At 61.4% G+C, this 25,478-nt stretch carries 21 protein-coding genes; 13 read left to right on the top strand and 8 right to left on the bottom strand.

Features of this window, described 5'->3' with window-relative positions; translation table 11 throughout:
• Positions 1-159 precede the first annotated feature (159 nt).
• The 7 genes from leuS to J3A98_RS12490 form a co-directional block, all read right to left on the bottom strand.
• Positions 160-2,754 carry a leucine--tRNA ligase gene (leuS, locus tag J3A98_RS12520; protein ID WP_196996482.1) on the bottom strand — a complete coding sequence of 865 codons (2,595 nt, stop codon included), beginning with the start codon at positions 2,752-2,754 and terminating at the stop codon, positions 160-162.
• A gap of 130 nt (positions 2,755-2,884) precedes the next feature.
• A complete protein-coding gene (locus J3A98_RS12515) occupies positions 2,885-3,931 on the bottom strand; it encodes a fatty acid desaturase (protein ID WP_196996481.1) in 1,047 nt (348 codons plus the stop codon).
• A gap of 46 nt (positions 3,932-3,977) precedes the next feature.
• Positions 3,978-5,183: an MFS transporter gene (locus tag J3A98_RS12510; protein ID WP_339443565.1), complete on the bottom strand. Its 1,206-nt coding sequence runs from the start codon at positions 5,181-5,183 to the stop codon at positions 3,978-3,980.
• Positions 5,180-6,385 carry an ATP-grasp domain-containing protein gene (locus tag J3A98_RS12505; RefSeq protein ID WP_209966475.1) on the bottom strand — a complete coding sequence of 402 codons (1,206 nt, stop codon included), beginning with the start codon at positions 6,383-6,385 and terminating at the stop codon, positions 5,180-5,182. The genes J3A98_RS12510 and J3A98_RS12505 overlap by 4 nt, the downstream gene beginning before the upstream one ends.
• A 26-nt stretch (positions 6,386-6,411) precedes the next feature.
• A complete protein-coding gene (locus J3A98_RS12500) occupies positions 6,412-7,149 on the bottom strand; it encodes a type IV toxin-antitoxin system AbiEi family antitoxin domain-containing protein (RefSeq protein WP_209966472.1) in 738 nt (245 codons plus the stop codon).
• Positions 7,150-7,227: 78 nt separating this feature from the next.
• Positions 7,228-7,506 (bottom strand): hypothetical protein, encoded by a 279-nt coding sequence (locus J3A98_RS12495; RefSeq protein WP_245355121.1) that lies wholly within the window; start codon positions 7,504-7,506, stop codon positions 7,228-7,230.
• 904 nt (positions 7,507-8,410) lie between these two features.
• On the bottom strand, positions 8,411-9,325 hold the full coding sequence (locus J3A98_RS12490; protein WP_003253946.1) for a LysR family transcriptional regulator: 915 nt from the start codon (positions 9,323-9,325) through the stop codon (positions 8,411-8,413).
• A 206-nt stretch (positions 9,326-9,531) separates the two neighbouring features.
• Here J3A98_RS12490 and J3A98_RS12485 point away from each other — a divergent pair, with 206 nt between their 5' ends.
• The 5 genes from J3A98_RS12485 (at position 9,532) to J3A98_RS12465 (ending at position 17,865) form a co-directional block, all read left to right on the top strand.
• Positions 9,532-10,554, top strand: a complete 1,023-nt coding sequence (locus J3A98_RS12485; protein ID WP_209966470.1) for a zinc-dependent alcohol dehydrogenase family protein — start codon at positions 9,532-9,534, stop codon at positions 10,552-10,554.
• A 516-nt stretch (positions 10,555-11,070) separates the two neighbouring features.
• Positions 11,071-12,456: a hypothetical protein gene (locus J3A98_RS12480; RefSeq protein WP_209966467.1), complete on the top strand. Its 1,386-nt coding sequence runs from the start codon at positions 11,071-11,073 to the stop codon at positions 12,454-12,456.
• Positions 12,456-13,811, top strand: a complete 1,356-nt coding sequence (locus tag J3A98_RS12475) for a GntR family transcriptional regulator (RefSeq protein WP_209966465.1) — start codon at positions 12,456-12,458, stop codon at positions 13,809-13,811. Before J3A98_RS12480 ends, J3A98_RS12475 begins: the two co-directional genes overlap by 1 nt.
• A gap of 146 nt (positions 13,812-13,957) precedes the next feature.
• Positions 13,958-15,607: a VRR-NUC domain-containing protein gene (locus J3A98_RS12470; RefSeq protein ID WP_209966463.1), complete on the top strand. Its 1,650-nt coding sequence runs from the start codon at positions 13,958-13,960 to the stop codon at positions 15,605-15,607.
• The gene (locus J3A98_RS12465) at positions 15,604-17,865 is read left to right on the top strand and encodes an ATP-dependent DNA helicase (protein WP_209966461.1); all 2,262 of its coding nucleotides are present in this window, start codon (positions 15,604-15,606) and stop codon (positions 17,863-17,865) included. Before J3A98_RS12470 ends, J3A98_RS12465 begins: the two co-directional genes overlap by 4 nt.
• An 87-nt stretch (positions 17,866-17,952) precedes the next feature.
• Here J3A98_RS12465 and J3A98_RS12460 read toward each other — a convergent pair whose 3' ends face one another.
• Positions 17,953-19,134 carry an NnrS family protein gene (locus J3A98_RS12460; RefSeq protein ID WP_209966459.1) on the bottom strand — a complete coding sequence of 394 codons (1,182 nt, stop codon included), beginning with the start codon at positions 19,132-19,134 and terminating at the stop codon, positions 17,953-17,955.
• Positions 19,135-19,349: 215 nt separating this feature from the next.
• Here J3A98_RS12460 and J3A98_RS12455 point away from each other — a divergent pair, with 215 nt between their 5' ends.
• The 8 genes from J3A98_RS12455 to J3A98_RS12420 all read left to right on the top strand — a co-directional run bounded on the left by J3A98_RS12455 (position 19,350) and on the right by J3A98_RS12420 (position 25,477).
• The gene (locus tag J3A98_RS12455) at positions 19,350-20,264 is read left to right on the top strand and encodes a tyrosine-type recombinase/integrase (protein WP_021782337.1); all 915 of its coding nucleotides are present in this window, start codon (positions 19,350-19,352) and stop codon (positions 20,262-20,264) included.
• A gap of 278 nt (positions 20,265-20,542) precedes the next feature.
• On the top strand, positions 20,543-21,376 hold the full coding sequence (locus J3A98_RS12450) for an urease accessory protein UreD (RefSeq protein WP_209966457.1): 834 nt from the start codon (positions 20,543-20,545) through the stop codon (positions 21,374-21,376).
• Between the two features lie 9 nt (positions 21,377-21,385).
• A complete protein-coding gene (locus tag J3A98_RS12445) occupies positions 21,386-21,688 on the top strand; it encodes an urease subunit gamma (protein WP_003253929.1) in 303 nt (100 codons plus the stop codon).
• Between the two features lie 19 nt (positions 21,689-21,707).
• On the top strand, positions 21,708-22,025 hold the full coding sequence (locus tag J3A98_RS12440; protein ID WP_010953752.1) for an urease subunit beta: 318 nt from the start codon (positions 21,708-21,710) through the stop codon (positions 22,023-22,025).
• Positions 22,022-23,725: an urease subunit alpha gene (gene ureC / locus J3A98_RS12435; protein WP_209966455.1), complete on the top strand. Its 1,704-nt coding sequence runs from the start codon at positions 22,022-22,024 to the stop codon at positions 23,723-23,725. Before J3A98_RS12440 ends, ureC begins: the two co-directional genes overlap by 4 nt.
• Positions 23,726-23,735: 10 nt before the next feature.
• Positions 23,736-24,239, top strand: a complete 504-nt coding sequence (gene ureE, locus J3A98_RS12430; protein WP_021782340.1) for an urease accessory protein UreE — start codon at positions 23,736-23,738, stop codon at positions 24,237-24,239.
• 18 nt (positions 24,240-24,257) lie between these two features.
• The gene (locus tag J3A98_RS12425; RefSeq protein ID WP_021782341.1) at positions 24,258-24,803 is read left to right on the top strand and encodes a HupE/UreJ family protein; all 546 of its coding nucleotides are present in this window, start codon (positions 24,258-24,260) and stop codon (positions 24,801-24,803) included.
• Entirely contained in the window at positions 24,803-25,477 is a 675-nt protein-coding gene (locus J3A98_RS12420) for an urease accessory UreF family protein (protein ID WP_209966453.1), read from the top strand. Before J3A98_RS12425 ends, J3A98_RS12420 begins: the two co-directional genes overlap by 1 nt.
• The last annotated feature ends 1 nt before the right edge of the window (position 25,478 follow it).

Here is a 25,478-nt window from a genome sequence, read left to right as displayed (position 1 = left end):
TCGCCCATTTGCGCAACTTATGCTTTGGGCTCGTCACAGTCGCTACGCGTCGCAGCAGTCAGTGGGTGGGATGCACACGTTTTCCACTGAGGCCTGAACCAGAAAGCCGACATTTCCTGAGAAAGCCGGCTTTCTGGTTTCAGGGGACAACCTGAATGGTCAGACGATGAAGTTCACCAATCGGTTAGGCACTACGATCATCCTTCCTGCGCTTTCCAGATATTTGCTCAACACAGGATCGGACAGCGCCTGGTCACGGATTGTGTCATGGTCGGCATCGGCCTGGACCAGAATCTCCCCCCGTAGCTTGCCATTGACCTGTACCATCAACTTCACTTCGTCCTGCCTTAAGGCGTCGCTGTCCGGGGTCGGCCAGGCACTGTCGTAGATCGCGCCGGGGAATCCTAATGCCTCCCAGAGAACCTGGGAGATATGTGGCGTCACAGGTTGCAGCACCTGCAAGAGAATGGACATGGTTTCCCGGCAGACCTGGTGACCAACGCTGCGGGCACTCTCCAGTACCTTGAGCATCTTCATTGCACCCGATACGACGGTATTGTATTGCAGACGCTCATAATCGTTATTGATTTGCTTCAACAAGTCATGGGTCATGAAGCGCACACGGCTGGCTTCTGTGGCGTCTGCCGCCTGGCCGTCACTTTCGCTCCAGCGTGCCTGCTCATCAACGGCAAAGCTCCAGAGACGGCGCAGGAAGCGATAAGCCCCTTCGACACCGGTGTCGCTCCAGATCGTGCTTTGATCAGGGGGGCCGGCGAAGATGGTGAACAACCGGGCGGTGTCCGCACCAAACCGGTCGATGATGTCCTTGGGCTCGACCACGTTGTTCTTCGACTTGGACATCTTCTCCACGCCACCCAGGGTGACAGGCAAGCCATCTTCGATCGCTGTCGCGCTGACCGGACGGCCTTTTTCATCGTATTGAACCGATACTTCGCAGGGGTAGAACCATCGTCGGCTACCGTCCTGCGCCTTGCGGTAATAACTTTCCCGCAGCAGCATACCCTGAGTGAACAGATTCTTGAATGGTTCACTGAAGTCCACCAATCCCTCGTCGCGCATCGCCCTTGTCCAGAACCTGGCGTAGAGTAAGTGCAGCACCGCATGCTCGATGCCGCCGATGTACTGGTCGATGGGCATCCAGTATCGGTTGCCAGGCCCTACCATCGAAGTGTGGCAGTCGGGATCGCAGTAGCGCATGAAATACCAGCTCGAGTCGACGAAGGTGTCCATTGTGTCCGTTTCCCGTTGCGCGGGTGCTGCACAACGAGGGCACGCGACGAGGCGGAACGATTCACGCTGCAGCAACGGATTGCCGCTTCCGTCGGGAATGCAATCGGTCGGCAATATTACCGGCAGGTCTGCGTAAGGTACTGGTACATCGCCACAGTATTCGCAATGAATGATCGGAATCGGAGTTCCCCAGTATCGTTGCCGGGAGATTCCCCAGTCACGCAGGCGCCACGTGGTGGCTTGCTCGCCACGCCCACGCTCGGCCAGGGCGTCGACGATTGCCAGGGCAGCTTGCTCCACCGTGAGACCATCATAGGCGCCAGAGTTGATCAGGCGACCTTCCTGGCTGCCGTAGCGATCCGACCAAGCTGCAGGGTCATAAGGAGCCCCGTCGAGCGCGATGACGGGGTGTACGGGCAAGCCATACTGACGGGCAAAATCGAAATCGCGCTCATCATGGGCCGGCACCCCCATCAAGGCGCCTTCCCCATACTCACCAACCACATAATTGGTGATCCACACGGCGACCGGTTCGCCGGTCAATGGATGCTCGACGTGCAAGCCGCTCGGGATACCGAGCTTCGCCTGCGCGCCGGCGGCGGGGCTGGTCTGTGCCGCCTGTCGACACGCCTGCACCTGCGGCTCGAGCCCTGGATCGAGCGCCGTGGCACGCTTGGCCAGCGGATGATCAGGGGAAACGGCACAAAACGTCACACCCATCAGCGTATCGACGCGCGTCGTGAACACCCACAGCTTGCCTGCGTCGATCAACTGCCCGTTTGCGTCTTCGACAGTGTGGACAAAGGCCAGGCGGACTCCACTGGCCTTGCCAATCCAGTTGCGCTGCATGCTGCGGACCATGTCCGGCCAACCCTCCAGGGTATCGATGGCCGACAGCAGTTCCTCTCCATACTGCGTGATGCGCAGGTAGTAGCCGGGAATCTCGCGTTTCTCGACGAGCGCTCCGGATCGCCAACCCCGGCCATCCACCACTTGCTCGTTGGCCAGCACGGTTTGGTCGACGGGGTCCCAGTTGACGATCTGGGTCTTCTTGTAGGCCACGCCCTTTTCCAGCAACTTCAAGAAAAACCACTGGTTCCATTTGTAGTATTCGGGATCGCAGGTGGCGATTTCTCGTGACCAGTCGAAAGCCAGTCCTAGCGGCTGCATCTGCGACTTCATGTCGGCTATGTTCATCCGTGTCCATTGAGCGGGTGATACGCCCGACTGCATCGCGGCGTTTTCTGCCGGTAGGCCGAACGCATCCCATCCCATCGGCATCAGGACGTTGTAGCCCTTCATCCGCATGTGACGGGCCAACATGTCATTGATCGTGTAGTTGCGCACATGCCCCATGTGCAACTTTCCGGAAGGGTAGGGCAGCATGGAACAGGCATAGAACTTTGGCCGGCTTTCGTCCTGGACAGCCTTGAATACTTCATCGCGAAGCCATTTGGCCTGAGCCGTGCTTTCAACCCAGGCAGGATCATACTGCTGTCGCATAGGGGGTCCTCGATATTGTTGGAGCTGGACGACGATAAATCGCCCGGCTCATATGTTCTTGTAAGATATCGCTCGGCCTGTTGAACATCGCTTGCCGCAAGTGTAAGCGCTTACGGTAATCTGGCAGGGATTAGGTTTGAAAAGTTTTTTCCTCTTTGCGCCCTCCCGCCAACCAGCCACGGGGCCACACGCTGAAAGCCCGAGGCGGCTTGTATTTGGCTTTAAGCGACCGTAACAGACTGCCGTGAGTAATCAAGCAGAAATCGGGTTGGAAGTGCTGCATATACTGTGGGATCTTATCCCATGGAACTGTAGGAAAAATATGATGGGCGCCATGGTAGTTGAAGTTCATCAGGCACACTCGCTCGAAAAAGAGTGGCACTTTCACGTTTCTCGCAAACAGCGAGTCATTGATGGGCGTCTGGTAGTGGGCAAAACTGTCCAGCACAGTGAGAATGAATGCTCTGAGTAAGTAGATGATCACCAATATCCACCAGTTGGCGCCATACAGAAAAGCACTGCAAGCTAACAGCAGCAAGGTGCACGCGCCTTCGGTGCGCAGTGCGCTCAATTTTTTATTGCGCAGGGTGATGGACAGCGCGCAATGGTCCGACGGCACTACTGTCGAACCGTAGATGAGGCTCGTCAGCGGGTAGATAAAACGGGGCGGCAGGAAGCAGACGATTGCGGTCAGCACGAAGTCGTGCCAGTAAGCACCAAACAATTTGCGATAGTAATAATTGACGACCTTGCGCGTCGATCGGCGCGGGGCGATATAGATCTCGTCGCAATCATGCTCGGTACGATTGACGCGGTGATGCCGCAGATGATCGAAGCGTTGCAAGTCATAGGCGATGCCCATGAACACCGCCATCACCTGGCCCATACGCCGGTTCCTCCGGGGGGCAGGGTGCAGCAATCCGTGTATCGCCTCATGCACCATGACGCCGGTGGTCGAAGAGAACAACAGGGTGGGTAGCAGGGTCAGCATGAACCAGGGGTTTGTAGAGATCAACAGGGGAGCGATGAGAAACTGGTAGCCGTTGACCAGTACAAGAAATACAAAGATCAAGTTGTTGGTCGTGACATCGATATCGTCGAAGTCGCGGGTTTTGACCAGGGTCGGATTGCCACGATACAAACGCTCGTACAGGTCCTGCGTCAGTGTCTCGCTCATGCTGAATGCACCTCTTCCTTTTGATGTCTGAAACGAGCCTCCTGGCTCAACTTCTTCGTGGTGATGAAACCTGTGGAGCCTTGGCTTCCCGGCCCCACAACCAGCAGACGCCTCCGAGCAGCAGACCCAGCAGTCCGTAGAGGCTCCAGCTCAGCGTGAACCCAGCGCTGGAGTTCAACGAGGCGCCCAATCCCACCGAGACCATTCTGGCGAGCGCGAGCAGGATGGGAATCAGCGAAAAGAGGCTGGCCTGGGTTTGCAATGATGTCTTTTGGGAAATCAACGCGGTGATATGGGTGATGCCGAGAATCTCACCCATCGTCCAGAAGAAAACGAACGTCAGAATCAACGCGGTATGCTCGAAAAACGCGTAGGCGCCAAATCCGATACCGTAGAAGATTCCTGCCGCGGCCAGGTTGGCGAGCGTGCTGAATCGAGAGGTTAGCGCGATCAGAGGCTGCGTGATCAGGATGACCAGCAACGAGTTGACGATCCCCACGGCAGCGAAGATGCTTGCGGCACGGTCAACGGCTATTACATCGAGCCACAACGGTAGCTGATACTCACGCTGCGCATCCAACACCGACAAAGCGAAAAACATTGCGCCGGCGACGATCACGATCCTCGGTATGTCGACCATGTTGCGCAAGATTCTGCGTCGTGCCTGTGGCGTATGAACCTGTCGCTCAGGCAGCACCAGGAAAACACTCGCAAGGAAACACGCAATGCTGACGCCGGCGGCGAATACCATCAGGTAATGACTATGCAGGCCGAGCAGATACCCACCGATGACAAACAGCAGCGCGGCGCCCAGGTTGCTGGCCAGGTGAAGGTAGCCGAAGGATGCAATGCGGTTGCCATCGTCCGCCGCCAGCGAGGTCAGCATGCTGAACACTGGCGTGATCACGCCTGCGCATAGCATGAACATCAGCACCATGGCAATGGACGTGGTCGGCGTGTTGAACACCATCGCGAGCAGCAGAAAGACCGACGAGCACAATGATGTGCCCAGCAACAGTGAGCGAAAGGAGCAGCGACTGGCCAAGGCCCCACCCAACAAGTTGCCCGTCAAGTAGAACGCCGATACCAGCGTTATCACCAGCGCCACTGCCGAGCCATCGAGATGGTAGTGACGGTTGAAAAACAGCGCTGCGAATGGCCCCAACGCGTTCGCCATGACGAAAAGCAGACGAAGCAGGATGATGTTGCGCATCGCCGTCGTCAGCCCCGCGTCCTTGAAGAGCTTGTTCACTTGAGGATCACCTCGGTGTCACGAACGCGCGCAGTGCTCGCTGCACGGCATTCGTGCGCCGTATCTGCCTGGGTGATGATGAACGCAGCTCGATCAAGAAAGGCATCCGGCGGCAGCTTCAAGGTGCGGCCGGAGGCGGCCTCGACGACCAATTGCGACCTGACGCCTGCGGGCAGTGCGGGCAGTGCGGCATGCACCTTGACCAATACCCCCGCGTGGGGCGGGTAGATGAAGTCGATGGCGGCCACCCGGTGGCGCGTCGGTCGCAGGTCCAGCGGTACATCCCGGAAACTGTCCACCAGCAGCTTGAACAGATCCAGGCCGCTGGCCAGCTCTACCAGCTTCAGGATCTGATCACCACCGGCCCGGGTCGCAAGTTCAATGACCTTCGCACCATCCTTGCCCAGGCGGATTTCCGTATGGGTGATTCCCCACTGCACAGCCAGCGCCTGATGGGCGGCAACCACCAAGGCCGCAACCGCCGGCGGCAGATCCTGCCCACCCGGCTCGAAAGAGACCAGGTGACCAACCTCCTCGAAGTAAGGTGCCGGACCGAGACGTTTCTGCGTCACGGCAACAATATTGACGCGACCTTGGGCCACCACACTTTCGACACTGATTTCCGGGCCATCGACATAGGCTTCCACCAATGTCTCGTCCATGATCGCGCTGCTGGTACGTACCTGTTTTTCGCTAGCGTGCCTCGCCGCGATAGCCGCGAGCAGTGCCTGCTCGGTGTCCGCCAGCACCACGCCGATGCTGCCTGCCAGTTTTCTTGGCTTGATGACCACCGGGAAACCGATTGCCCTTGCGGCCGCGACAATCTCCGCATTCGTCAGGGCGAGCAATGAGGTGGGAGAAGACACGCCGTGCCGGGCGAACGCTTCGCGCATCAGGCGTTTGTCCCGGCTCACCCGGGCGGTATCCAGCGTATTGCCGCGCAACCCGAAGCGAGCGGACAGCAAGGCCACCGCCTCGACGTAGAATTCGTAGTAGGTGACAATCAGGAGCAAGTCGATACCGAGTGTTTCGACCTGGGTGGCAATCTCGTCAATCTGTTCCGGATCGATGTCTACCCAGTGAGCGACGTAGCGCTCGGCCCATTCGGGCAGGCTCTTGCCCACCAGGATCACCGGCGCCTGACGCGCCAGGGAGGCCAAGGCAAACTCGCGGTAAAACTGGTTACCCACATCAAGCAGCAAAATATGCTTCATAGCGCTTGGCACCCCTATTCGTAGGGTTTCAAAGACAACATCGATCCGTCCTTGAGCCGGGTGATCCAACGGCTGTTACTGCCCACCGGAATACGGTACTGACTCAGCACCGTATCGACGTTGAGCTGACCGCATTCGCGTCCCCATTTGAGGAACAGACGCTTGGCTTTTACGCTGGTACAGCGTTGAAGCAGATCACCCACGATGTCCGGGTACATCACCTTGACTTGCGAAAACGCACTATAGGCATCCTCCAGCGATTGCTTGCCGCCCACGTCGTAGAGCATTTCCAGCAATGCACGCTCCGGCGTGGAGCATTTGATGCCGCCCAATGCTGGCCCCGCATCCGTCAATGTCTGCTCAGGCATGCTCGAACCCTCCCAATCGAACAGGCGGGCATGGCTATAGCGCACGGAAAAACGCTCGGAAAACCAGCGCGGCAAGGCCGCGCGTGCGTCCCCCCATAGCACCAGAGGCGTGCTGTCGTGCTCCAAGAGTGCGCTATAGCCGCCTACATGCAATCCTTCGATTTGCATGGCCAGGTAGGAAAGCGCCGACGGCAGTCTCAACGACTCGCCAGGAAATACATAGACGCCATGGGCAACACGTGTAAGCCAGCCACTCTTTGCGTAGCCGGCAGCGCGCTGATTGGAGATACCGATTTTCTGCAGTGTCGAGAGATCCAGCAGCATGTCACGAGGCATGGTCTTGTAGAGTTCCTTCAGCAACGAGTACTGGTGACGTCCTTTCATCCCTTGCATCCTAAGTCTGTGCGATCTTGAAAAACCTCAGCACCGTCCTGGCCTGTGAACACTATCGAACGGCCAGTTTCACATCCCCCCCAGCCAGTCACGCTGCCAGCCCCACGTATCGCTTTGCAGCACATAGTCTGCCGCGCGTCTGGCCAGACGCGGATCGATCTCCAGCCCGAGATAGGAACAGGAGCACATGTTCATGAACGAGTGCCCGTTCAGATCGACCATGCGGTTGCGCTCGACATGCCTGACGCTCAAGTCGGTCAGCCCTGAGTTCTGTGCAAGTTGCCAGGAGGGATTACCAATTTCGACCGTCCTGGCAGTATTGATGTATTGGTTCTTCAAATTAGACATAAACCTTCCATTTGCTTGGTTCAAGCTCGATAAAAGTTGTCTTTGCGAATACGTCGAGCGCTGCCTCGGATATCCGTATGGGGGCGCAGTGAAGAAACTGACCTGAGTTTCAGTCGTTGACCACAGTTGTAGTAGGTCAGTAGCCGGTGCTCAGTGCGTTTAAATATGGCCAAAACCCAATTTTGATGTCAAGCATTTATTTCGGACAAGTAAATCGAGCTGTCAATAGTCGCGTCAAAGGCAACTGTCCTTGAATTATCTAATCCTGGGGCGGTGCTGGCGGCTTCAGCGCCTAAGCGTCTCGCCTCGAACCGAAATCCGATTCATAGTTTCGCTCATTGGAGGCGGTGATCGATCTGTTTAAAGGTGGCGAATTAGTTGTAGGAAAAATCGTCGGAGTGCATTGGGTTTCGTTACAAAATGTTCCTCGAGTATCCTTTTGCACCGCACCCTTGTATCGCACATCTTCAAGATGTCAAAAGTAGAGGACTCATTATTCCGAGTAGCCATGAAAACAACTCCCGTCAGCCTCTGCGTATAGCGCAGTAATAGGTGTCATTGGCGTGTACCATAGTCGGAGATGACAAGTCTTGCGGTTGCCGTTATTGACTTTCCAACTTCAATCTGGAACGGCCACCTACGCCGCAATGTTGTCCGGGCATGTCGCTGGGCATGATTTGTACTGTGTCCCGTGACACCGTCAGGGCACTGGCTGACGATATGGGGGGGAGGGTTGTGGCGAAAGCATGGGCAGAGATGGACATCAGTCCAACCAAGAAGGTCCCACTCCATGCGCTGTGGTAGGGCGTGGTGCTGTGTCACGGCCGTTCGCTGTCTCGGCTTATCGCGTCGGCGAGTGCCATGGCAGTTGTCCGGCCGGACTGTTGCCTTCATGGCGTTCTGATCAAAGACTGTCCGGATCGCCAAAGAACATCTGTATCCGCGACCGCAGCCACCGCTCCGCCGGGTCATTGTCCTGTGCCCCGCGCCAGGCCATGTGCAGTTCGAAACTGCGCACGGGTATCGGCAGGTCCTCGGCCCGCAAGCCGCCGGCGGCCGTCAGTGCATCCGCCGTGTAGTCCGGTACCGTCGCCACGATATCGGTGCCTGCCAGCAAGCTCCCCAGCCCGTTGAACTGCGGTACCGCCAGCACCACGTGGCGCTTGCGGCCGATTTCTTCCAGGGCTTCGTCAATGAACCCGGACAAGTCCCCGGCAAACGACACCAACGCATGGGGCCGCGCGCAGAAGTCATCCAGGGTGATGCTGCCGGGTACGCTGTCGGCGCGCAGCAGTTTCGGCATGCTGCGGCGCAGCACCTTGCGCTTGGCGTTGGCCGGCAGTTCGCTGGTGTAGCTGACACCCACTGAAATCTCGCCCGAGGCCAGCAGGGTTGGCATCAGCAAGTAGTTGACCCGTCGCACCACCAGCACGATGCCGGGCGCCTCGGCGCGAATGCGCTTGAGCAGTTGCGGCAGCAAGGCGAACTCGGCGTCGTCCGACAGGCCGATGCGGAACACCGCATTGCTGGTGGCCGGGTCGAATTCGGCGGCGCGGCTGACTGCAGTGGAAATCGAATCCAGTGCCGGTGACAGCAGGGCGAAGATCTCGTGGGCCCGTGCCGACGGCTCCATGCTGCGCCCGGTGCGCACGAACAGCGGGTCATCGAACAGGTTGCGCAGGCGCGACAGCGCCGCGCTGATGGCCGGTTGGCCGAGAAACAGTTTTTCTGCGGCGCGGGTCACGCTGCGCTCGTGCATCAGCGTTTCGAACACAATCAGCAGGTTGAGGTCTACACGACGCAGGTCGTTTCGATTCATCGGTGCGCTTCGCCTAATGTGGGGCAGAGGTGAATCTTAAGGCCAAAGGCTGTTACCCTGCACGGGTTTAGGGGGACCAATCGCAGGGAAAGTCAGGTGCCCAATCGATGACAAGCATGTCGACTATTAATGGCCACTGATGGTCTAACGGGCAAAGCCCGGATAGAGTCAGTGGTAATTAGAGGTTCACAAAGGCGAGGTATGCGATGTCCCGCATGATCCGTTTCCACAAGTTCGGCGCTGCTGACGTGCTTCGTTGCGAAGAGCAGGCCGAACCGTCACCCGCTGCCGACGAGGTGCAGATCCGCGTCGAAGCGGTTGGCGTCAGCTGGTATGACGTGCTTTGGCGCCAGAATTTGGCACCGTCCCAGGCACGTCTGCCAGCAGGGATCGGTCACGAAATGGCCGGGGTGGTGACGGCGGTCGGTGAAGGGGTCGATGACATTGCCGTCGGTGACCGGGTTGCCAGTTTCCCGGCAACCAGCGCCAACGACCATCCGGTATATGGCGATGTCATCGTACTGCCGCGTACAGCCATTACTCGCTACCCGAATGTGCTCACCCCGATCGAAGCCAGCGTGCACTACACCCCGCTGCTGATTGCCTATTTCGCCTACGTCGACCTGGCTCGGGCCAAGGCTGGGCAGACAGCATTGGTCACCGATGCCAGCCATTGCGCCGGGCCTGCCTTCGTGCAGCTGGGCAGGGCCCTGGGGCTGAAAGTGTTCGCCGCCACCAAGGAAGCGGCGCAGCGTGACTACCTGCTGGGCTTGGGCGCAGACAAAGTGATTGTCACCGAAGAGCAGGACCTGCTGCTGCAGATTGGCAAGTACACCGATGGCCGTGGTGTGGACATGGTGCTCGATGGCATGGGTGGCCCGCAGATGTCGCTGTTGGGCGATGTGTTGGCGCCGCGTGGCAGCCTGGTGCTGTACGGCCTGCAAGGCGGCAACCAGACACCGTTCCCGGCCTGCGCGGCATTCCAGAAAAACATTCAGTTCTATGTGCACTGCATCGGTAATTTCACCGGCAAGCCAGAGCTTGGCATCAGCCAGGACCAGGTGGCACTGCAGCGTGCCTTGCGCGATATCAACCAGTTCACCGCCGACCAACTGCTGACGCCGCAGATCATCAAGGTGTACCCGTTCGAGCAGGTGGTCGAGGCGCATCGTTACATGGACAAATGCCCGTGCGGCGGGCGGGTGGTGCTGGACATGGCGCAACACTGACGGTTACTGAAATGACCAGCAAACCCGGGCAGCCCCCGGGTTTTTTGTGCGCGGGGTAAAGTGATTCAACTTTTAAAGTAGGATTGTTCCTACAATAAGTTGCGACGCGGACTACATATAAGTCAGTGGTCTTTGGGGTTTCAGAAATATCCCGCCAAATATTAAGCCTTGAACGCTTTTCCCTTGCGAGCCACTGTGAACTGACGCGGCCGCTGAATGGTTTTTTTACCGTGAACTGTGTCTTCAATTCGCGCTGCCTCCCTCTCGATAATGGCCCAATGATAGTTTGTGCAAGGAACGTGGGATGAGCATGGCTATGCCTGGTATAGAGCAGCATGTGACAGCGACAGGGCATCGCAGTGGTGGTTTTTTCTCGATGGCTTGGCGACAGTGAAGGGTTCCGTCATTACTTTCATTTGGTTGTAGGAAATTTCTTCTGGGTAAGTTTGGCGCATGTTCAAGTTGAAATGGTTGGTACGGCATGCGCTGGCTGCATGAAGTTGATGAGGTGATTGCGTGACTGCTATTCACGACCAGGCGATGCATTATATCTACCAGCAAGTACTCGAGCGCTTGTTGAACCACATGTCTCAGGCGCAGCGCGCTTCCTTGCAGTTGTTGATACAACGCCTGTTGGTTGCTGCAGGTGGGCCCGAGTACATCGGTACTTTCAGCTTGCAGCTATTGCAAGGTAGCGACCGCCATAGCAGCCGGCTGCTGGCCATGTTGCGTGCCGCGCAACTGAGTATTGCCCTGCGTTCGCCGGTAACCTTCCAGTTGCGGGTATTGGTGGTCAGCCTGCCGGTTGCCGACAGCGCCACGCTGGAAGCTCACGAGCGCAGTTTTAGCGCCCTGTTCATGCAGGATGACCCGCGGGTGCAATTGCAGATGATCGAGGGGCGCGCAGTGGTGCCGTTCAGTCGTCGGCTTTCGGTAATGCCGGAGCGCTGGCTGCTCGCCAGGGATGCGTTGTTGATGTTCGGCCACATGATCGATGCCAGGCCTGAAGCCCTGCTGGGTTGCCGCTTGCACCTGGAGCTGGCGGGGGCCGTGGATCATGCGTTGCAGTCAGCGGTGCCTCCCGATGCATTGGTCACTGCCGTGCCCGGGTTCCAGCGGCGCCGATACCTGGCGTGGGCCCGGCGTAGCCTGCGCCTGGCCGGCGAGCGTGGCCCGCATGCAGTGCACCAGTGCCTGGCGGCACTGGCCCAAGGTCTGAGCCGATTGCACGGCGCTGTTGGGGGCGCACCGGGTGGCCAGCACGGGCTGGTACCGGGCGCCGTACCGGAGCGTGCGACGGTGCGGCTGATTGCTATTGATGACCTGTTACCGCACTTGCTTGAAGAGCAGCAGCTTGACGCGATGCTGGGTTGTCACTTCGAGGCAGCTGCGGATGCTTTGCCGCTGTCTGAGTTCGTCGACTCGCTAGCCACGGCACAGTTGCATGAACTGCGTGCCCGTAGCCTGGAGCCGCAGGCCGGTCGCCCAGCGCTGAAGCTGGCAGGGCAGGCGGGTGGCAGCAAGCAGCGTGACGCCACCCCGTTGCTATTTGGCAAAGCCTACGGCATCAATCAGGCCCAAATGGTGTGCCTGCTGTTCAGCCCGTTTGCCAGGCAGGGGAAAAACCTCGAGCGGTTCTTGCAGTGCCGGCATGCCGATATGGTCGTGGCGTTGCCGTACCTGCACAGGGCCTTGCAAGGCAAACCCTGCCCTGATGCAGTCAAAGCCTGGCTGGTGAACACCAGTGGCCTGCCGTTGGGGCAACTGCGGCAGATTTATGATGGGCAGTTACCGCTGACGGGATGGCGCCTGCTTAACCACCTGGCCCGTCGGGATGTACACCTGAGGTTGCTACCGCAGCAGGCGGTGGGGCGGCGGCGTGGTGTTGCGGGGCTGCCTTGATGGGGCGAGCGGCCCCAGGCGAGTTCGCGTATCGCAAGGTGTATCGCTACCTGGAAGCGTTGATCGACCAGGCTGCGGGCGTTGGCACATGCAGGTTGCCGTCATTGCGTGAGCTGTCCCGGCGGTTACGGGTGTCGTTGGCCACGGTACAGAGTGCCTACAGCCTGCTGGAAGAGGAGGGCCGCGTACATTGCCTGCCGAGGTCGGGTTATTACGTACAGAACGGTGGCAAAGATCAGGCTGTAGAGGTGGCGCGGCAGCCTCCCTTGCCGACTCAGCCACTGTTGGAGCGCATTCTGCTTGGTCATGAACGGCGTTTGGCGCGTCGGCGTGATCGCAGCGTCGCCTCGTGGGAAGCGGTTGGCAGCGCCCGTTTGCGTAGCGCTGTGGCTGAGCGATACACCCGCTGCTCCAACCAGTACTGGCAGGCCGATGACGTCCAGTTGGCCCCCGATGTGCTGGCGTTACTGGAGACACTGCTCAGGGCACTGGCCATGCAAGGTGGTACTGCGTTGGTGCATTCGCCCTGTTGCTGGCAAGTGTTGCGCGCCCTGGGACGTGTCGGCATGCGCGTGCTGGAGGTACCACGGGATGCCCGTGGCAACCCCGAGCTGCACGCTTTGGCCAAGCTGCTTGAGAGCGAGCCGGTAAGCCTGTTGGTCATGCCGTCTTGCCTGGGCATGCCACAAGGGCGGCTGGTTTCACCGTATTATCAGCAGCAGCTTGGGCTGTTGCTTGGCCAACACCCGGTATGGCTGCTGGAAAACGACCTGGACAGCGAGCTCTGTTACGACGGGCCGCCGAGCACACGCCTGCGTGACTGGATCGACCCGCGCTGGCTGTTGGTGATGGGCACGTTCGAGGCCGCGGTGGGGGCAGAGGCGCCGTATGCCTATTTACTGAGCCGTGACACCGTGTTGGCCAAGGCATTCGCCGAGCGAGCGTTTCGGCTTGCGCCGCTACGCTTGCAGGCGCTTGCTCACATGCTCGGCAAGGGGGAAATCGAGACGCAACTGGTCCAACAGCGCACAGACTTGCAAAGGCGCACGCAATACCTGGCGCATGTGCTGCAGTCGCAATTCGGCCAGCGGGTGGTCTTCGAGCTACCGCAAGGAGGGCAAATGCTGTGGGTGAGTTTCCGCCAGCCGCTGGCGTGGGACGGTATTGCCTTGGCGTTGGCCGGCTCTGCATTGCATGCGCTACCGGGCGAGCAGTTCGGCCTGCAGGGGCATTACCCCCAACACCTCGCGCTGATTTGGCTGGGCGGGCACCCGGATGAACTGCAGCGGGCGGTAAGGCGACTGGCGCAGGCGCTTGAGGTGCACTGCGGGCGAAATATCCGCTTCTCGAGTTGAAACCAAGACGCTTGCAGGCGCTGACAGTTGCTGCGAAGGGGCCGACAAGTCAAATGAACGAGTCAACGGGCTGACCCACGGCTCTTGTCAGGTACGCTTTTCTGTATGTATAACCAGTGTCTGTTTTTGCTACCTGATGCTATCCCGTGATTGCCCATTCCGTCGACGACCCGTTCTACTACCTGCATAACTTCCGCCAGGTAGTGTCGTGGGTCGAACAGCGCTACCAGGACCTGCTCGATGACCAGGAACTGGCCTTCATCCGTGCCTTCAGGCAACTGCAAGCGCCATCCCAGGCCTTGATGGTGCGTATGGTCATGCGCAAAGGCGAGTTGTTTCGCAGCGATCGGCTCGACTACGCCGAAATCGGCGATACCGCGCTGGCGCTGCAGCCGTTGCTGGCCCTTGGCTGGGTAAGGGAGCCCGAGCAACTGGAGCTTGAACAGCTGTTCGCGTTGCTGCGCAAAGAAGAGCTGGCCCGCTGCTTCGCCCGGCAACTGAGCCGCCCGCGCGCAGCCAAGCATAAGCTGTTGGCACAATTGCAACCCCTGGCGCTGGCGGCGCGGTCACTGGCCGAATGGTTTCCCGACAGCGAGGTGCGCATTCTGCAGTGGTGCCTGCAACCTCTGTGCGACCGCATGCGCCTGCTGTTCTTCGGCAACCTGTACCAGGACTGGTCAGATTTTGTCCTCGCCGACCTGGGCTTGCTGCGTTACGAGCAGGTACCGTTCAGCTCCGATTCTCGCGCCCTGCAGCAACGTGACGATGTCGACCTGGCCATGGCCCTGCACCAGTGCGCCGAACGCCTGGAGCAGGGCGGTGACCCGGTGCCGATCCTTGCCACCCTGCAGGGCCTGCACAGCGACAACCCCTGGCTGGCCCGGCGCCATGCACGGCTGCAATTCGCCGTGGGCCAACAATGCGAGCGCCTGGGTGAGTGGGACCTGGCCTCGGCCGTGTATGCGCAGTGCAACCATCCCCAGGCGCGCATTCGCCAGGTGAGGGTGCTGGAGCGCAGCGAACAGTGGCACCAGGCCCATGCATTGGCATTGCAACTGGCTGCGGCACCTGCCAACGCGCTGGAGGAGCAGGCGCTGCAGCGCATGCTGCCACGCCTGGCGCGCAAACTTGGCGGCCCGCCACAGCGGCGCCAGCGCACCACGCCGCTGGAACTGATCGAGCTCGAGCTGCCCCGCGGGCATGCTGCGCTGGGCGTTGAAGAAGCCGTGCGTCAGCACCTGATGCAAGAGGGGGGGCAGGCGCATTACGTGGAAAACACGCTGTTCAACAGCCTGTTTGGCCTGTTGTGCTGGGAGGCGATCTTCGCCCCGGTGCCCGGCGCATTCTTCAACCCGTTCCAGGTCGCGCCACACGACCTGCACGACAGCGACTTCCAGCAACGGCGCAGTGCACTGTTCGAACGCTGCCTCGGGAGGCTAGACGATGGCAGCCACCGCCAGGCGATTCTCGACTGCTACGTGGCCAAACAGGGGCTGCAGTCGCCGTTCGTGTTCTGGTCCATGCTCAGCGAGGCACTGCTGGAGCAGGCCTTGGCTTGCTTGCCGGCCGCTGCGCTCAAGCAATGTTTTCTGCGCCTGTTGCAGGACATTCGCAGCAACCGTGCCGGCATGCCCGACCTGATCCAGTTCTGGCCCGAGCAGGGCCGTTATCGCATGGTCGAGGTCAAGGGGCCCGGTGACCGCCTGCAGGACAATCAGCTGCGCTGGCTGGAGTTCTGCAGGCAACACGGCCTGCCGGTCGCGGTGTGCCACGTGCGCTGGAGCGAAACGCCTTGAGCTACAGCGTAGCGGTGCGCGCCTTGTGTGAGTTCAGCGCCAAGGTTGGCGACCTGGACCTGCGTTTCACGCCGTCGCCCACCGCCCAGGAGGGTATCGAGGGTCATCAGCGGGTGGTAGCACGGCGGGCTGCTGGCTACGAGTCGGAAATCACCCTTGAAGGCCAGTTCGAAACCCTGACGGTGCGGGGCCGTGCCGATGGCTATGACCCTGGCAGCAATCGCCTGGAAGAAATCAAGACGCACCGTGGCGATCTGGCGCGTCAACCGGCCAATCACCGTCAGTTGCACTGGGCACAGGCCAAGGTCTATGGCTGGTTGATGTGCCAGGCGCGACAACTGCCGGCCATCGAGGTGGCGCTGGTGTACCTCGATGTGGACAGCGATGGCCAGACGCTGTTCAGTGAGCACTGTTCGGCTGCCGAGTTGCGGGCCTTCTTCGAAACCCAGTGTCGGCGCTTTCTTGGCTGGGCCCGATTGCAACAACAACGCTTGGCCGAACGTGACCAAGGCCTGCTGGCGCTGAGGTTCCCCTACCCACAGTTCCGAAAGGGACAGCGGCAGTTGGCTGAAACCTTGTACAAGGCGGTTAGCACCGGCCGTTGCCTGATGGCCCAGGCCAGCACCGGCATTGGCAAGACCCTCGGTACCTTGTTCCCGTTGCTGAAGGCCATGGTGCCGCAGCAGCTGGACAAGCTGTTTTTTCTCACCGCCAAGACACCAGGCCGGGCGCTCGCCTTGGACACCATGCGCCAGATCACCGATGCCACGCCACAACCTGCGTTGCGCACACTGGAGTTGATCGCTCGCGACAAAGCCTGTGAATACCCGGACAAGGCCTGTCATGGTGAGTCCTGCCCATTGGCCGCAGGCTTCTATGACCGTTTGCCGGCTGCGCGCGAGGCTGCTGCAGCAGTACCGTTGCTCGACCGCGCCAACCTGCGTGAAGTGGCCTTGGCGCACCAGGTATGCCCGTACTACCTGGGCCAGGAGATGGCGCGCTGGGTCGACGTGCTGGTCGCCGACTACAACTACTACTTCGACGCGCATGCGTTGCTGTTCGGCCTTACCCAACTCAACCAGTGGCGAGTGGCAGTGCTGGTGGACGAAGCGCATAACCTGGTCGAGCGTGGGCGCGGCATGTACAGCGCCAGCCTTGACCAGGGCCAGCTGCTGGCGTTGCGCCAGAGCAAACCGCCTGGGCTGGTCAGTGCGCTGGAGCGCCTCAACAGGCAATGGAACGCGCTGTATAAAGAGCAGCGTGCGCCGTACCAGGCCAGCGAGTCGCTGCCTGAAGGGCTGTTGCGCGCCCTGCAGCAGTGCGTTGGGCTGATTCAGGAGCAGATGAACCAGGCGCCCACGCACATGGACCCCCAGGTGTTGCAGTTCTATTTTCAGGCCTTGCAGTTCTGCCGGGTTGCCGAACTGTTCGACGAGCACTTTCTGTTTGACATCAGCCAGCGCCAGGGCCCGCGCAAACGGCGGCTGGCCACCCTGTGCCTGCGCAATGTCACCCCGGCACGGCTGCTGGCACCACGCATGCAGGCGGCGCGCAGTGTGACGCTGTTTTCCGCCACGTTGAGCCCACGGCACTTCTACAGCGACCTGCTAGGCATGCCAGCCGATACCGCCTGGCTGGAAGTGGCCGCCCCGTTCCGTGCCGAACAGCTGGAAGTGCGCATTGCCAGCCAGGTGTCCACCCGTTACCAGCAGCGCCAAGCCTCCCTGGCGCCGATCGTTGACCTGATTGCCCGGCAGTATCAGCGCATGCCGGGTAACTACCTGGCGTTCTTCAGCAGCTTCGAATACCTGCAACAGGTGGCAGGGTTGTTGGCCGAGCGGCATGGTCAGATTCCGCTGTGGGCACAGGCGCCGGGCATGGACGAGGCGGCCCGTCAGGCATTTCTCGATCGCTTTGTCGCCGATGGCCGAGGTGTGGGCTTTGCCGTATTGGGCGGTGCTTTCGGCGAAGGGGTGGATTTACCCGGCACGCGGCTGATTGGCGCGTTTGTCGCCACCCTGGGGCTGCCTCAGGTCAACCCGGTCAACGAGCAGTTCAAACAGCGCCTGGGGCGGCAATTTGGTGCGGGTTTCGATTACGCGTATCTCTACCCGGGCGTGCGCAAGGTTATCCAGGCGGCGGGCCGGGTTATTCGGGGTGACCAGGACCGGGGCGTACTGGTGCTGATTGACGAACGCTTCGCCGAGCCCCGGGTGCAGCAGATGTTTCCCGACTGGTGGCCGGTGGCTATTATCTAGCGGTCTTTGCCTTGGGCGATCAGCTGCAATCGGGAGGGTGACCAATCCACTCATGCTGGCACACCGCTGCAAGGCGGCCCAGCCGCGTCAACCGGGCATTCCATCTGCCCGGGGCCGCAGCAGGATCGGCAGGTAATGGCGCAGGAACAGCAACAGCGCCAGGCTCCAGCACAGTGTAGAAACGCTTACCCCCAGCGATGTGAACAGCGGCAGAATCACCCGGGTCAGGGTCGCCATTTGCATCAGGGCAAAGGCCCAGGCAATGCTGGTCGGTACCTGCAATGGCCTGCCGGTGTGGCCCAGGCTGACCCGCGCCATCATGGCCAGGATCAGCCCGGTCATGGCGCCAACGGTTAGCGCGTGGGTCACCAGGCTCGGGCTCAGGGCCACCCCGCTGTGCCACAGCGCCATGCCCAGGCAGGCCAGGGCGATCCAGGCGTAGGCCAGGTGCAGCGACCACAGCAACGGTACGCGCCACAGGCCACGGTCGTGCCACAGCACCAGTCGGGTCGCGTGCAGCGCGAACAAGGCGAAAAACAGCACCGCCAGACTTGCTTGTGGTGTATCGGCCAGGCCGGTGGCGAACGCCAGCGGTACTGCCACGCTGAGCAACAGACAGGCACGGTCCAGCCAGGGACGGGCAGGGGCTGCGCCAAGGTTACCCAGGCCGCGGCGGGTAAAGAACGGAATGACCCGGCCGCCGAGCACGGTCATCATCGCCGTCACCAGCCACAGCCCGGCAAATATACCGCGACGCTGCCACAGTTCGTCCTGGTGTAACCAGCCGGCCAAGGTCAACCACTGGCAGGCGGCAATCAACAGCACCAGTACGACGATAGGGTAGTTGTTGCGCAGGCGCCGTTGCACGATCGGTCGTGCCAGGGTCAGTGCCACCAATGGCAGGAAGCTGCCCTCAACCAGTACCAGCACGCTACCCGGTAGTGGCAGAAACCAGCTCACCCGGCCCAGCAGCCAAAGCAGGAACAAGCCCTGCAGCGCCCGCCCGCTCAAGCCCGGGATGCCGCTCCAGCTCTGTACGGCGGTCAGCAGAAAACCCGCGATAACGGCGGCGGCGAAGCCGTAAAGCATCTCGTGGCGGTGCCAGGCGAGCATACCGCCGGGCGGTGCAGAGGCCAGTGCCCCGGCCAGTACGCCGGCCCACAACAGCAGGGCGATCAGCGCAAACAAACTGCCACCCAGGAAGAACGGGCGAAAACCCAAACCCCAGACGGCTTGGCGCGGGCGTGAAGCAGTGGGTTGCAAGAGCATGGGCGGTCCTTGGTTCGTTCAGTAGGGCTCAATTGGGGTAAGATCACGATCCGTGCCAGTTGCAAAGCCCTTGAATATCAAGGTGATGGCACTTCTCAGGGTCCGAATGACACGTGCGTTTTGCAGTCATTCGGACTGGCTTGTATGTCGTTTTGACTTGCTTCAGGGTTCGCCTGGTTCAGTGCCGGCTGACGCTTCGCTACAGGATTCACGCTTTGTCCGACCTCTCGAAAAATCCGCTGCTGCAGTACATGGCCCGTCTGGCCCCATCCAGCCAGCAAACCATGCGCTACATTCTTCAGGACGCCGCCGACCGGCTAGGTTTCGTCGACTGCAACATCGTCGATGTGCCTTGGCATCGGCTCGAGCCGGGCCATGTGATTGCACTGGTGGCAGCCCTGCGTGCTGATGGCTACGCGCCCAACAGCTCGTCGCTGTACGTCAACGCGATTCGCGGGGTGATGAACGAGGCCTGGCGTCAGGGCCTGATCGACCACGAGCAGCTGTTGCGCATTCGCGAGGTCAAGCCGGCCACAGGCTCCCGTCTGCCGCCAGGGCGCAACCTGCGCCGCAGCCTGATCCGCGAGCTGATGGATGTGTGCGCAGCCGACCCGCGGCCACAGGGGGTACGTGATGCGGCGATCATTGCCTTGCTGTACGGCACCGGCATGCGCAAGTCGGAGTCGGTCGACATCGACCTCGACCAGGTCGACTTCGAGGCGCGCAGCCTGCAGGTAGTGGGCAAGGGCAATCACCAGTTGGTCAAGTATGCACCGCCGTGGGCGTTCGAGAAGCTGCAGGCGTGGCTTGAACTGCGCCGCCAGGACCTGCCTGCCGGGGCGGAGGATGACCCGTTTTTGTTCAACCGCATCCGTCGCGGCAGCCACATTACCCGTGCGCGCATTACCAAGCATGCGATCTACTACATTGCCCGCCAGCGCGGTGCGCAGGTGGGAGTGAAGATCATGCCGCACGATTTTCGCCGGGCATTCATCACCCGGGTGATCGAAGAGCACGACCTGTCGATTGCGCAGAAGCTGGCGCACCATGCCAATATCCAGACCACGGCCATCTATGACCGGCGTGATGACAATGAGCGTCGGCGTGCCGTTGACCGCTTCGATTACTGAGGTCTGATCTTTAGGGGCTGCAAAGCTGCCCCATTTTCACGGGTGCCGGCACCGAAACAGGGCCGGCGCACGCCCCCGCTTTGTGCGCCATCCCCCCGTATGCCCGATGCCAGAGCGGCCGCAGCATAAGTTTCATCATCCTTCACCTGCGGAGTTGGCCCGCAACCTGCTATATCCAGCCTGCGAATTTGATCGAGTGGTCAGGCCGTGCGCGCTGGCAGGCGCCCGCGCCGGACCCTCTAAACGGCCAGCAGGCCACGGATTTCAGGGGCCGCAGGATGTCGCTCGCGGAGCAGATCGAACAACAACAAGACGATGCAGGCTGGAGTGCTCACCTGCAGTTGCGCTTTGTCCAGCGTGACGGCGTGACCCGCCTTGGTGCGTGGAAGCATTTTGGACCTCTTTTGGTGCAGCGGCCTTTTTATCCTGAGGGTGCGCCATGCCATGTCTATGTCCTGCACCCGCCGGGCGGCATCGTCGCCGGCGACCGCCTGGAACTGGACATTCACCTGGAGCCGGGTAGCCATGCGCTGCTGACCATGCCCGGCGCCAGCAAGTTCTATCGCAGCATCGGCCCGACCGCGCGGTTGACCCAGCGCTTTCACCTGACCGCGGGCAGCACTCTGGAGTGGCTGCCGCAGGACAGCATCTTCTTCTCCGGCGCCCGCGCCAGCCTTGCCAGCCGTTTTACCCTCGAGCCGGGCGCCCGCCTGTTGGCTTGGGAAACCCTGTGCCTGGGCCGCCCGGTCATGCACGAGCGTTTCGACCACGGCGCCCTCGACAGCCTTTTGCACATCGTACTGCCTGACGAGGTTGGCCTGCATGAGCGCCTGCGTCTCGAGGGCGGACACCTGGACAAGCTGGGTGGGCATCCGCTACTTGCCACCTTCTGTGCCGCACCGGCCGATCAGACCGTGCTGGAGCAGGTTCGCCCGCTGCTCGATGAACTGGGCAACCCGACCGGTGCGACCCTGCTCGGGTCGTTGCTGGTGATCCGCCTGCTCGACCATGACAACCAACACCTGCAACGCACCCTGCAACGCCTGTGGCATGTGCTGCGTCCGGCCATCCTCGGCCTGCCAGCCTGCCCGCCGCGTATCTGGGCTACCTGAGAGAGCGCCATGGAGCTTACCCCGAGAGAGAAAGACAAACTGCTGCTGTTCACTGCCGCGCTGCTGGCGGAGCGGCGTCTGGCCCGTGGCCTGAAGCTCAACTACCCGGAAGCCGTGGCGCTGATCAGCGCCGCAGTGCTCGAAGGCGCCCGCGATGGCCGCACAGTCGCCGAACTGATGAGCCTGGGGCGTGAAGTGCTGACCCGTGAGCAAGTGATGCCCGGTATCGCTGAGATGCTTCACGACGTGCAGGTCGAAGCGACCTTCCCGGATGGCACCAAGTTGGTGACCGTGCATGACCCCATCGTCTGAAACCGCCAAGGAGCGTCGCATGATCCCAGGTGAAATCCAGGTCGCCGCGGGCGACATCGAGTTGAACAGTGGCCGAGAAACGGTCAGCGTCAGTGTGGCCAACCATGGCGACCGGCCGGTGCAGGTCGGCTCGCACTACCACTTCTACGAGGTCAACGACGCGCTGGTATTCGACCGTGCGCCCACCCTGGGCTTTCGCCTGGACATCCCGGCCGGCACTGCCGTGCGCTTCGAGCCGGGTCAGGCGCGTACCGTGCAACTGGTGGCTTACGCCGGCAAGCGTGAGGTCTATGGTTTTCAGGGCAAGGTGATGGGCGCGCTGGAGGGCAGGGCATGAGCCGTATTTCCCGTCAGGCCTATGCCGACATGTTCGGCCCCACGGTTGGCGACCGCGTGCGCCTGGCCGACACTGCGCTGTGGGTGGAGGTCGAGAAAGACTTCACGATCTACGGCGAAGAGGTGAAGTTCGGCGGCGGCAAGGTCATTCGCGATGGCATGGGGCAGGGCCAGATGCTGGCGGCCGAGGCCATGGACCTGGTGTTGACCAATGCGCTGATCATCGACCACTGGGGCATCGTCAAAGCCGACATCGGCATCAAGCATGGACGCATCGCGGTGATCGGCAAGGCCGGCAACCCCGATGTGCAGCCGGGCGTGAACGTGCCGGTCGGGCCAGGGACCGAGGTGATCGCGGCCGAGGGCAAGATCGTCACCGCCGGGGGGGTCGATTCGCATATCCACTTCATTTGCCCGCAGCAGGTGGACGAGGCATTGAACAGCGGTGTCACCACGTTCATCGGCGGTGGAACCGGGCCGGCCACTGGCACCAATGCCACCACCTGCACGCCCGGCCCCTGGTACCTTGCGCGCATGTTGCAGGCTGCCGACAGCTTGCCGATCAACATCGGACTGCTCGGCAAGGGCAATGCCTCGCGGCCTGAAGCGCTGCGCGAGCAGATTGCCGCAGGCGCTGTCGGGCTCAAGCTGCATGAAGACTGGGGCTCTACGCCAGCGGCCATCGACTGCTGCCTGGGCGTGGCCGAGGAAATGGATATCCAGGTGGCGATTCACACCGACACCCTCAACGAGTCGGGCTGTATCGAAGACACGTTGGCGGCCATCGGCGACCGCACCATCCACACCTTCCATACCGAAGGAGCCGGTGGCGGCCATGCCCCGGACATCATCCGTGCGGCGGGGCAGGCAAACGTGCTGCCATCCTCGACCAACCCGACCCTGCCTTACACGATCAACACCGTGGACGAGCACCTGGACATGCTCATGGTCTGTCACCACCTGGACCCGAGCATCGCCGAGGACGTGGCCTTTGCCGAGTCACGCATTCGCCGCGAAACCATCGCTGCCGAGGACATCCTTCACGACATGGGCGCCTTTGCCATGACCTCGTCCGACTCCCAGGCCATGGGCCGGGTTGGTGAGGTGGTGCTGCGCACCTGGCAGGTGGCGCACCAGATGAAGTTGCGCCGCGGGCCGCTGGCACCAGACACCCCTTACAGCGACAACTTCCGGGTCAAACGTTACATCGCCAAGTACACCATCAATCCGGCATTGACCCATGGCATCGGTCACGAGGTGGGTTCGGTGGAGGTCGGCAAGCTGGCCGACCTGGTGCTGTGGTCGCCAGCGTTCTTTGCGGTCAAGCCGGCCCTGGTGCTCAAGGGCGGGATGATCGTTACCGCGCCAATGGGCGACATCAACGGCTCCATTCCCACCCCCCAGCCGGTGCACTATCGGCCGATGTTCGGCGCTCTGGGCGCGGCGCGGCATGCCACACGCATGACATTCCTGCCCCAGGCGGCAATGAACCGCGGGCTGGCCGAGGAGCTGAACCTGCGCAGCCTGATTGGCGTGGTCAACGGCTGCCGGCGGGTTCGCAAGCCGGACATGGTCCACAACACCCTGCAGCCGCTGATCGAAGTCGATGCGCAGACCTATCAGGTGCGTGCCGATGGCGAGCTGCTGGTCTGCGAACCGGCCAGCGAACTGCCGCTGGCTCAGCGCTATTTCCTGTTCTGAGGAGCCCCCCATGATTGTCTTGAACCGCCGTATCTCCGAACCCGGCACGCGGGTTGTCAGTGGCACTGTGACCCTTGACGTGGACAGCCGTATCAAGAGCCGTCTGCGAGTAACCCTGGACGATGGTCGCGAAGCCGGGCTGATGCTGGAGCGCGGCCACCTGCTGCGCGGAGGTGAATTGCTGGCCGATGCCGAGGGCACCCAGCTGATCCGCGTGCTGGCGGCGCCCGAGGCGGTGTCGACGGTGCGCTGTACCGATCCACACCTGTTGGCCCGCGCCGCCTACCACCTGGGTAACCGCCATGTGCCGCTGCAGATCGAACCCGGGCTGTTGCGCTTCCAGCACGACCATGTGCTGGACGACATGCTGCGGGGGCTGGGCCTGACGGTAGAGGCCGAACAGGCCCCGTTCGAGCCTGAAGCGGGTGCTTACCAAAGTGCACCGCATGGCCACAGCCACAGTCATGCCCATGGCCACGATCACCCGTTCGTTCGCCTGCCTGCCCATTCCTGAACTGCCCTGGAGCAACCGATGAAAAAGACTTTCGCCCTGTTTCTGTTGATGCTGGCACTGCCAGCCTTCGCCCATCCAGGCCATGACAGCAACCCGCTGCAGGACGGCCTGCTGCACCCGCTGACCGGGCTCGATCATCTGCTTATGCTGCTGGGCACCGGCGTGCTCGCCGCGTTGACCCGGCGCAACTTGACGTTGCCCCTGGCGACCCTGGCGGCCATGTTCGGTGGTGCCGTGTGCGGTCACCTGTTCGGCGATGTGCTGGGCATGGAGACCCTGATTGCCGTGTCGCTGCTGGTGGCTGCCGGGGCGGTGCTGCTGCCGAGCCGCCAGTTGCTGCTGGCCATGGCCATGCCGGTGTTCGCCCTGTTCCATGGCTGGGCCCATGGCGTGGAAGCCACGCCGAGCGCTTTCTGGCAATTCAGCGCGGGGTTTGTCGCGGTCAGCGGCTTGCTGCTGGCGGCAGGCTTTGCAATCGGTTGCCTGCTGCGCCGCCACAGCGGCCTGCAGAAGGCCTTTGGCGGTGGCCTGTTGGCCGGCGCCGCGCTGGTGCTGGCCGGTTGATGAACAGCGACCTGGCGCTGCTGCGCCTGCTGCAGTTGGCCAGCCCCGGCTTGCCAGTGGGTGGTTTTACCTATTCGCAAGGTCTGGAGTGGGCGGTCGAGGCCGGCTGGGTTCGCGGCGTGGACAGCTTTGCCAGCTGGCAGCGTGAGCAGCTTCACGACACCTTGGCTTGTCTTGACTGGCCGGTGTTGGCGCGCCTGTATCACGCCTGCCAGGCCGAGGACGCCGAAGCGTTCTACCACTGGAGCCGGTTCTTGCTGGCCAACCGCGAAACCGCCGAGCTGCGCCTGGAAGAACAACAGCGCGGCGCGGCGCTGGCGCGGTTGCTCGACGGTTGGCAACTGGGCCAGGCACCGGCCTGGCGCACCAGCCTTGAGCTGACCCAGTTGGGTGGCATGGCCTGGCTGGCCGCGCACTGGGCCATCCCGTTGCGCCAACTGGCATTGGGCCATGGCTTTGCCTGGCTGGAGGGTGCGGTCATGGCCGGGGTCAAGCTGGTGCCGTTCGGCCAGCAGGCTGCCCAGACCTTGCTGCGCGACCTTGGCGCCGACTTGCCCGCTGCACTGGACCAGGCGCTGGCCCTGGGCGATGACCAGCTCGGCGGCGGCCTGCCGCTGCTGGCCATCGCTTCATCGCGTCACGAAACCCAATACACCCGTTTGTTCCGTTCCTGAG

Origin of the sequence: Pseudomonas sp. BP6 (assembly GCF_017875935.1) — a bacterium.
GTDB classification, from domain to species: Bacteria; Pseudomonadota; Gammaproteobacteria; order Pseudomonadales; family Pseudomonadaceae; genus Aquipseudomonas; species Aquipseudomonas putida_Y.
Note: the sequence above shows the minus strand (reverse complement) of the source record. Positions and strands in the feature narration are given on the sequence as shown.

Bases quoted from the DNA above. Each gene is read 5' to 3' on its own strand.
- leuS (WP_196996482.1), bottom strand. From the start codon at position 2,754: ATGCGACAGCAGTATGATCCTGCCTGGGTTGAAAGCACGGCTCAGGCC.
- J3A98_RS12515 (WP_196996481.1), bottom strand. From the start codon at position 3,931: ATGAGCGAGACACTGACGCAGGACCTGTACGAGCGTTTGTATCGTGGC.
- J3A98_RS12500 (WP_209966472.1), bottom strand. From the start codon at position 7,149: ATGAAAGGACGTCACCAGTACTCGTTGCTGAAGGAACTCTACAAGACC.
- J3A98_RS12495 (WP_245355121.1), bottom strand. From the start codon at position 7,506: ATGTCTAATTTGAAGAACCAATACATCAATACTGCCAGGACGGTCGAA.
- J3A98_RS12490 (WP_003253946.1), bottom strand. From the start codon at position 9,325: ATGAATCGAAACGACCTGCGTCGTGTAGACCTCAACCTGCTGATTGTG.
- J3A98_RS12485 (WP_209966470.1), top strand. From the start codon at position 9,532: ATGTCCCGCATGATCCGTTTCCACAAGTTCGGCGCTGCTGACGTGCTT.
- J3A98_RS12475 (WP_209966465.1), top strand. From the start codon at position 12,456: ATGGGGCGAGCGGCCCCAGGCGAGTTCGCGTATCGCAAGGTGTATCGC.
- J3A98_RS12460 (WP_209966459.1), bottom strand. From the start codon at position 19,134: ATGCTCTTGCAACCCACTGCTTCACGCCCGCGCCAAGCCGTCTGGGGT.
- J3A98_RS12450 (WP_209966457.1), top strand. From the start codon at position 20,543: ATGTCGCTCGCGGAGCAGATCGAACAACAACAAGACGATGCAGGCTGG.
- J3A98_RS12445 (WP_003253929.1), top strand. From the start codon at position 21,386: ATGGAGCTTACCCCGAGAGAGAAAGACAAACTGCTGCTGTTCACTGCC.
- J3A98_RS12440 (WP_010953752.1), top strand. From the start codon at position 21,708: ATGATCCCAGGTGAAATCCAGGTCGCCGCGGGCGACATCGAGTTGAAC.
- ureC (WP_209966455.1), top strand. From the start codon at position 22,022: ATGAGCCGTATTTCCCGTCAGGCCTATGCCGACATGTTCGGCCCCACG.
- ureE (WP_021782340.1), top strand. From the start codon at position 23,736: ATGATTGTCTTGAACCGCCGTATCTCCGAACCCGGCACGCGGGTTGTC.
- J3A98_RS12425 (WP_021782341.1), top strand. From the start codon at position 24,258: ATGAAAAAGACTTTCGCCCTGTTTCTGTTGATGCTGGCACTGCCAGCC.
- J3A98_RS12420 (WP_209966453.1), top strand. From the start codon at position 24,803: ATGAACAGCGACCTGGCGCTGCTGCGCCTGCTGCAGTTGGCCAGCCCC.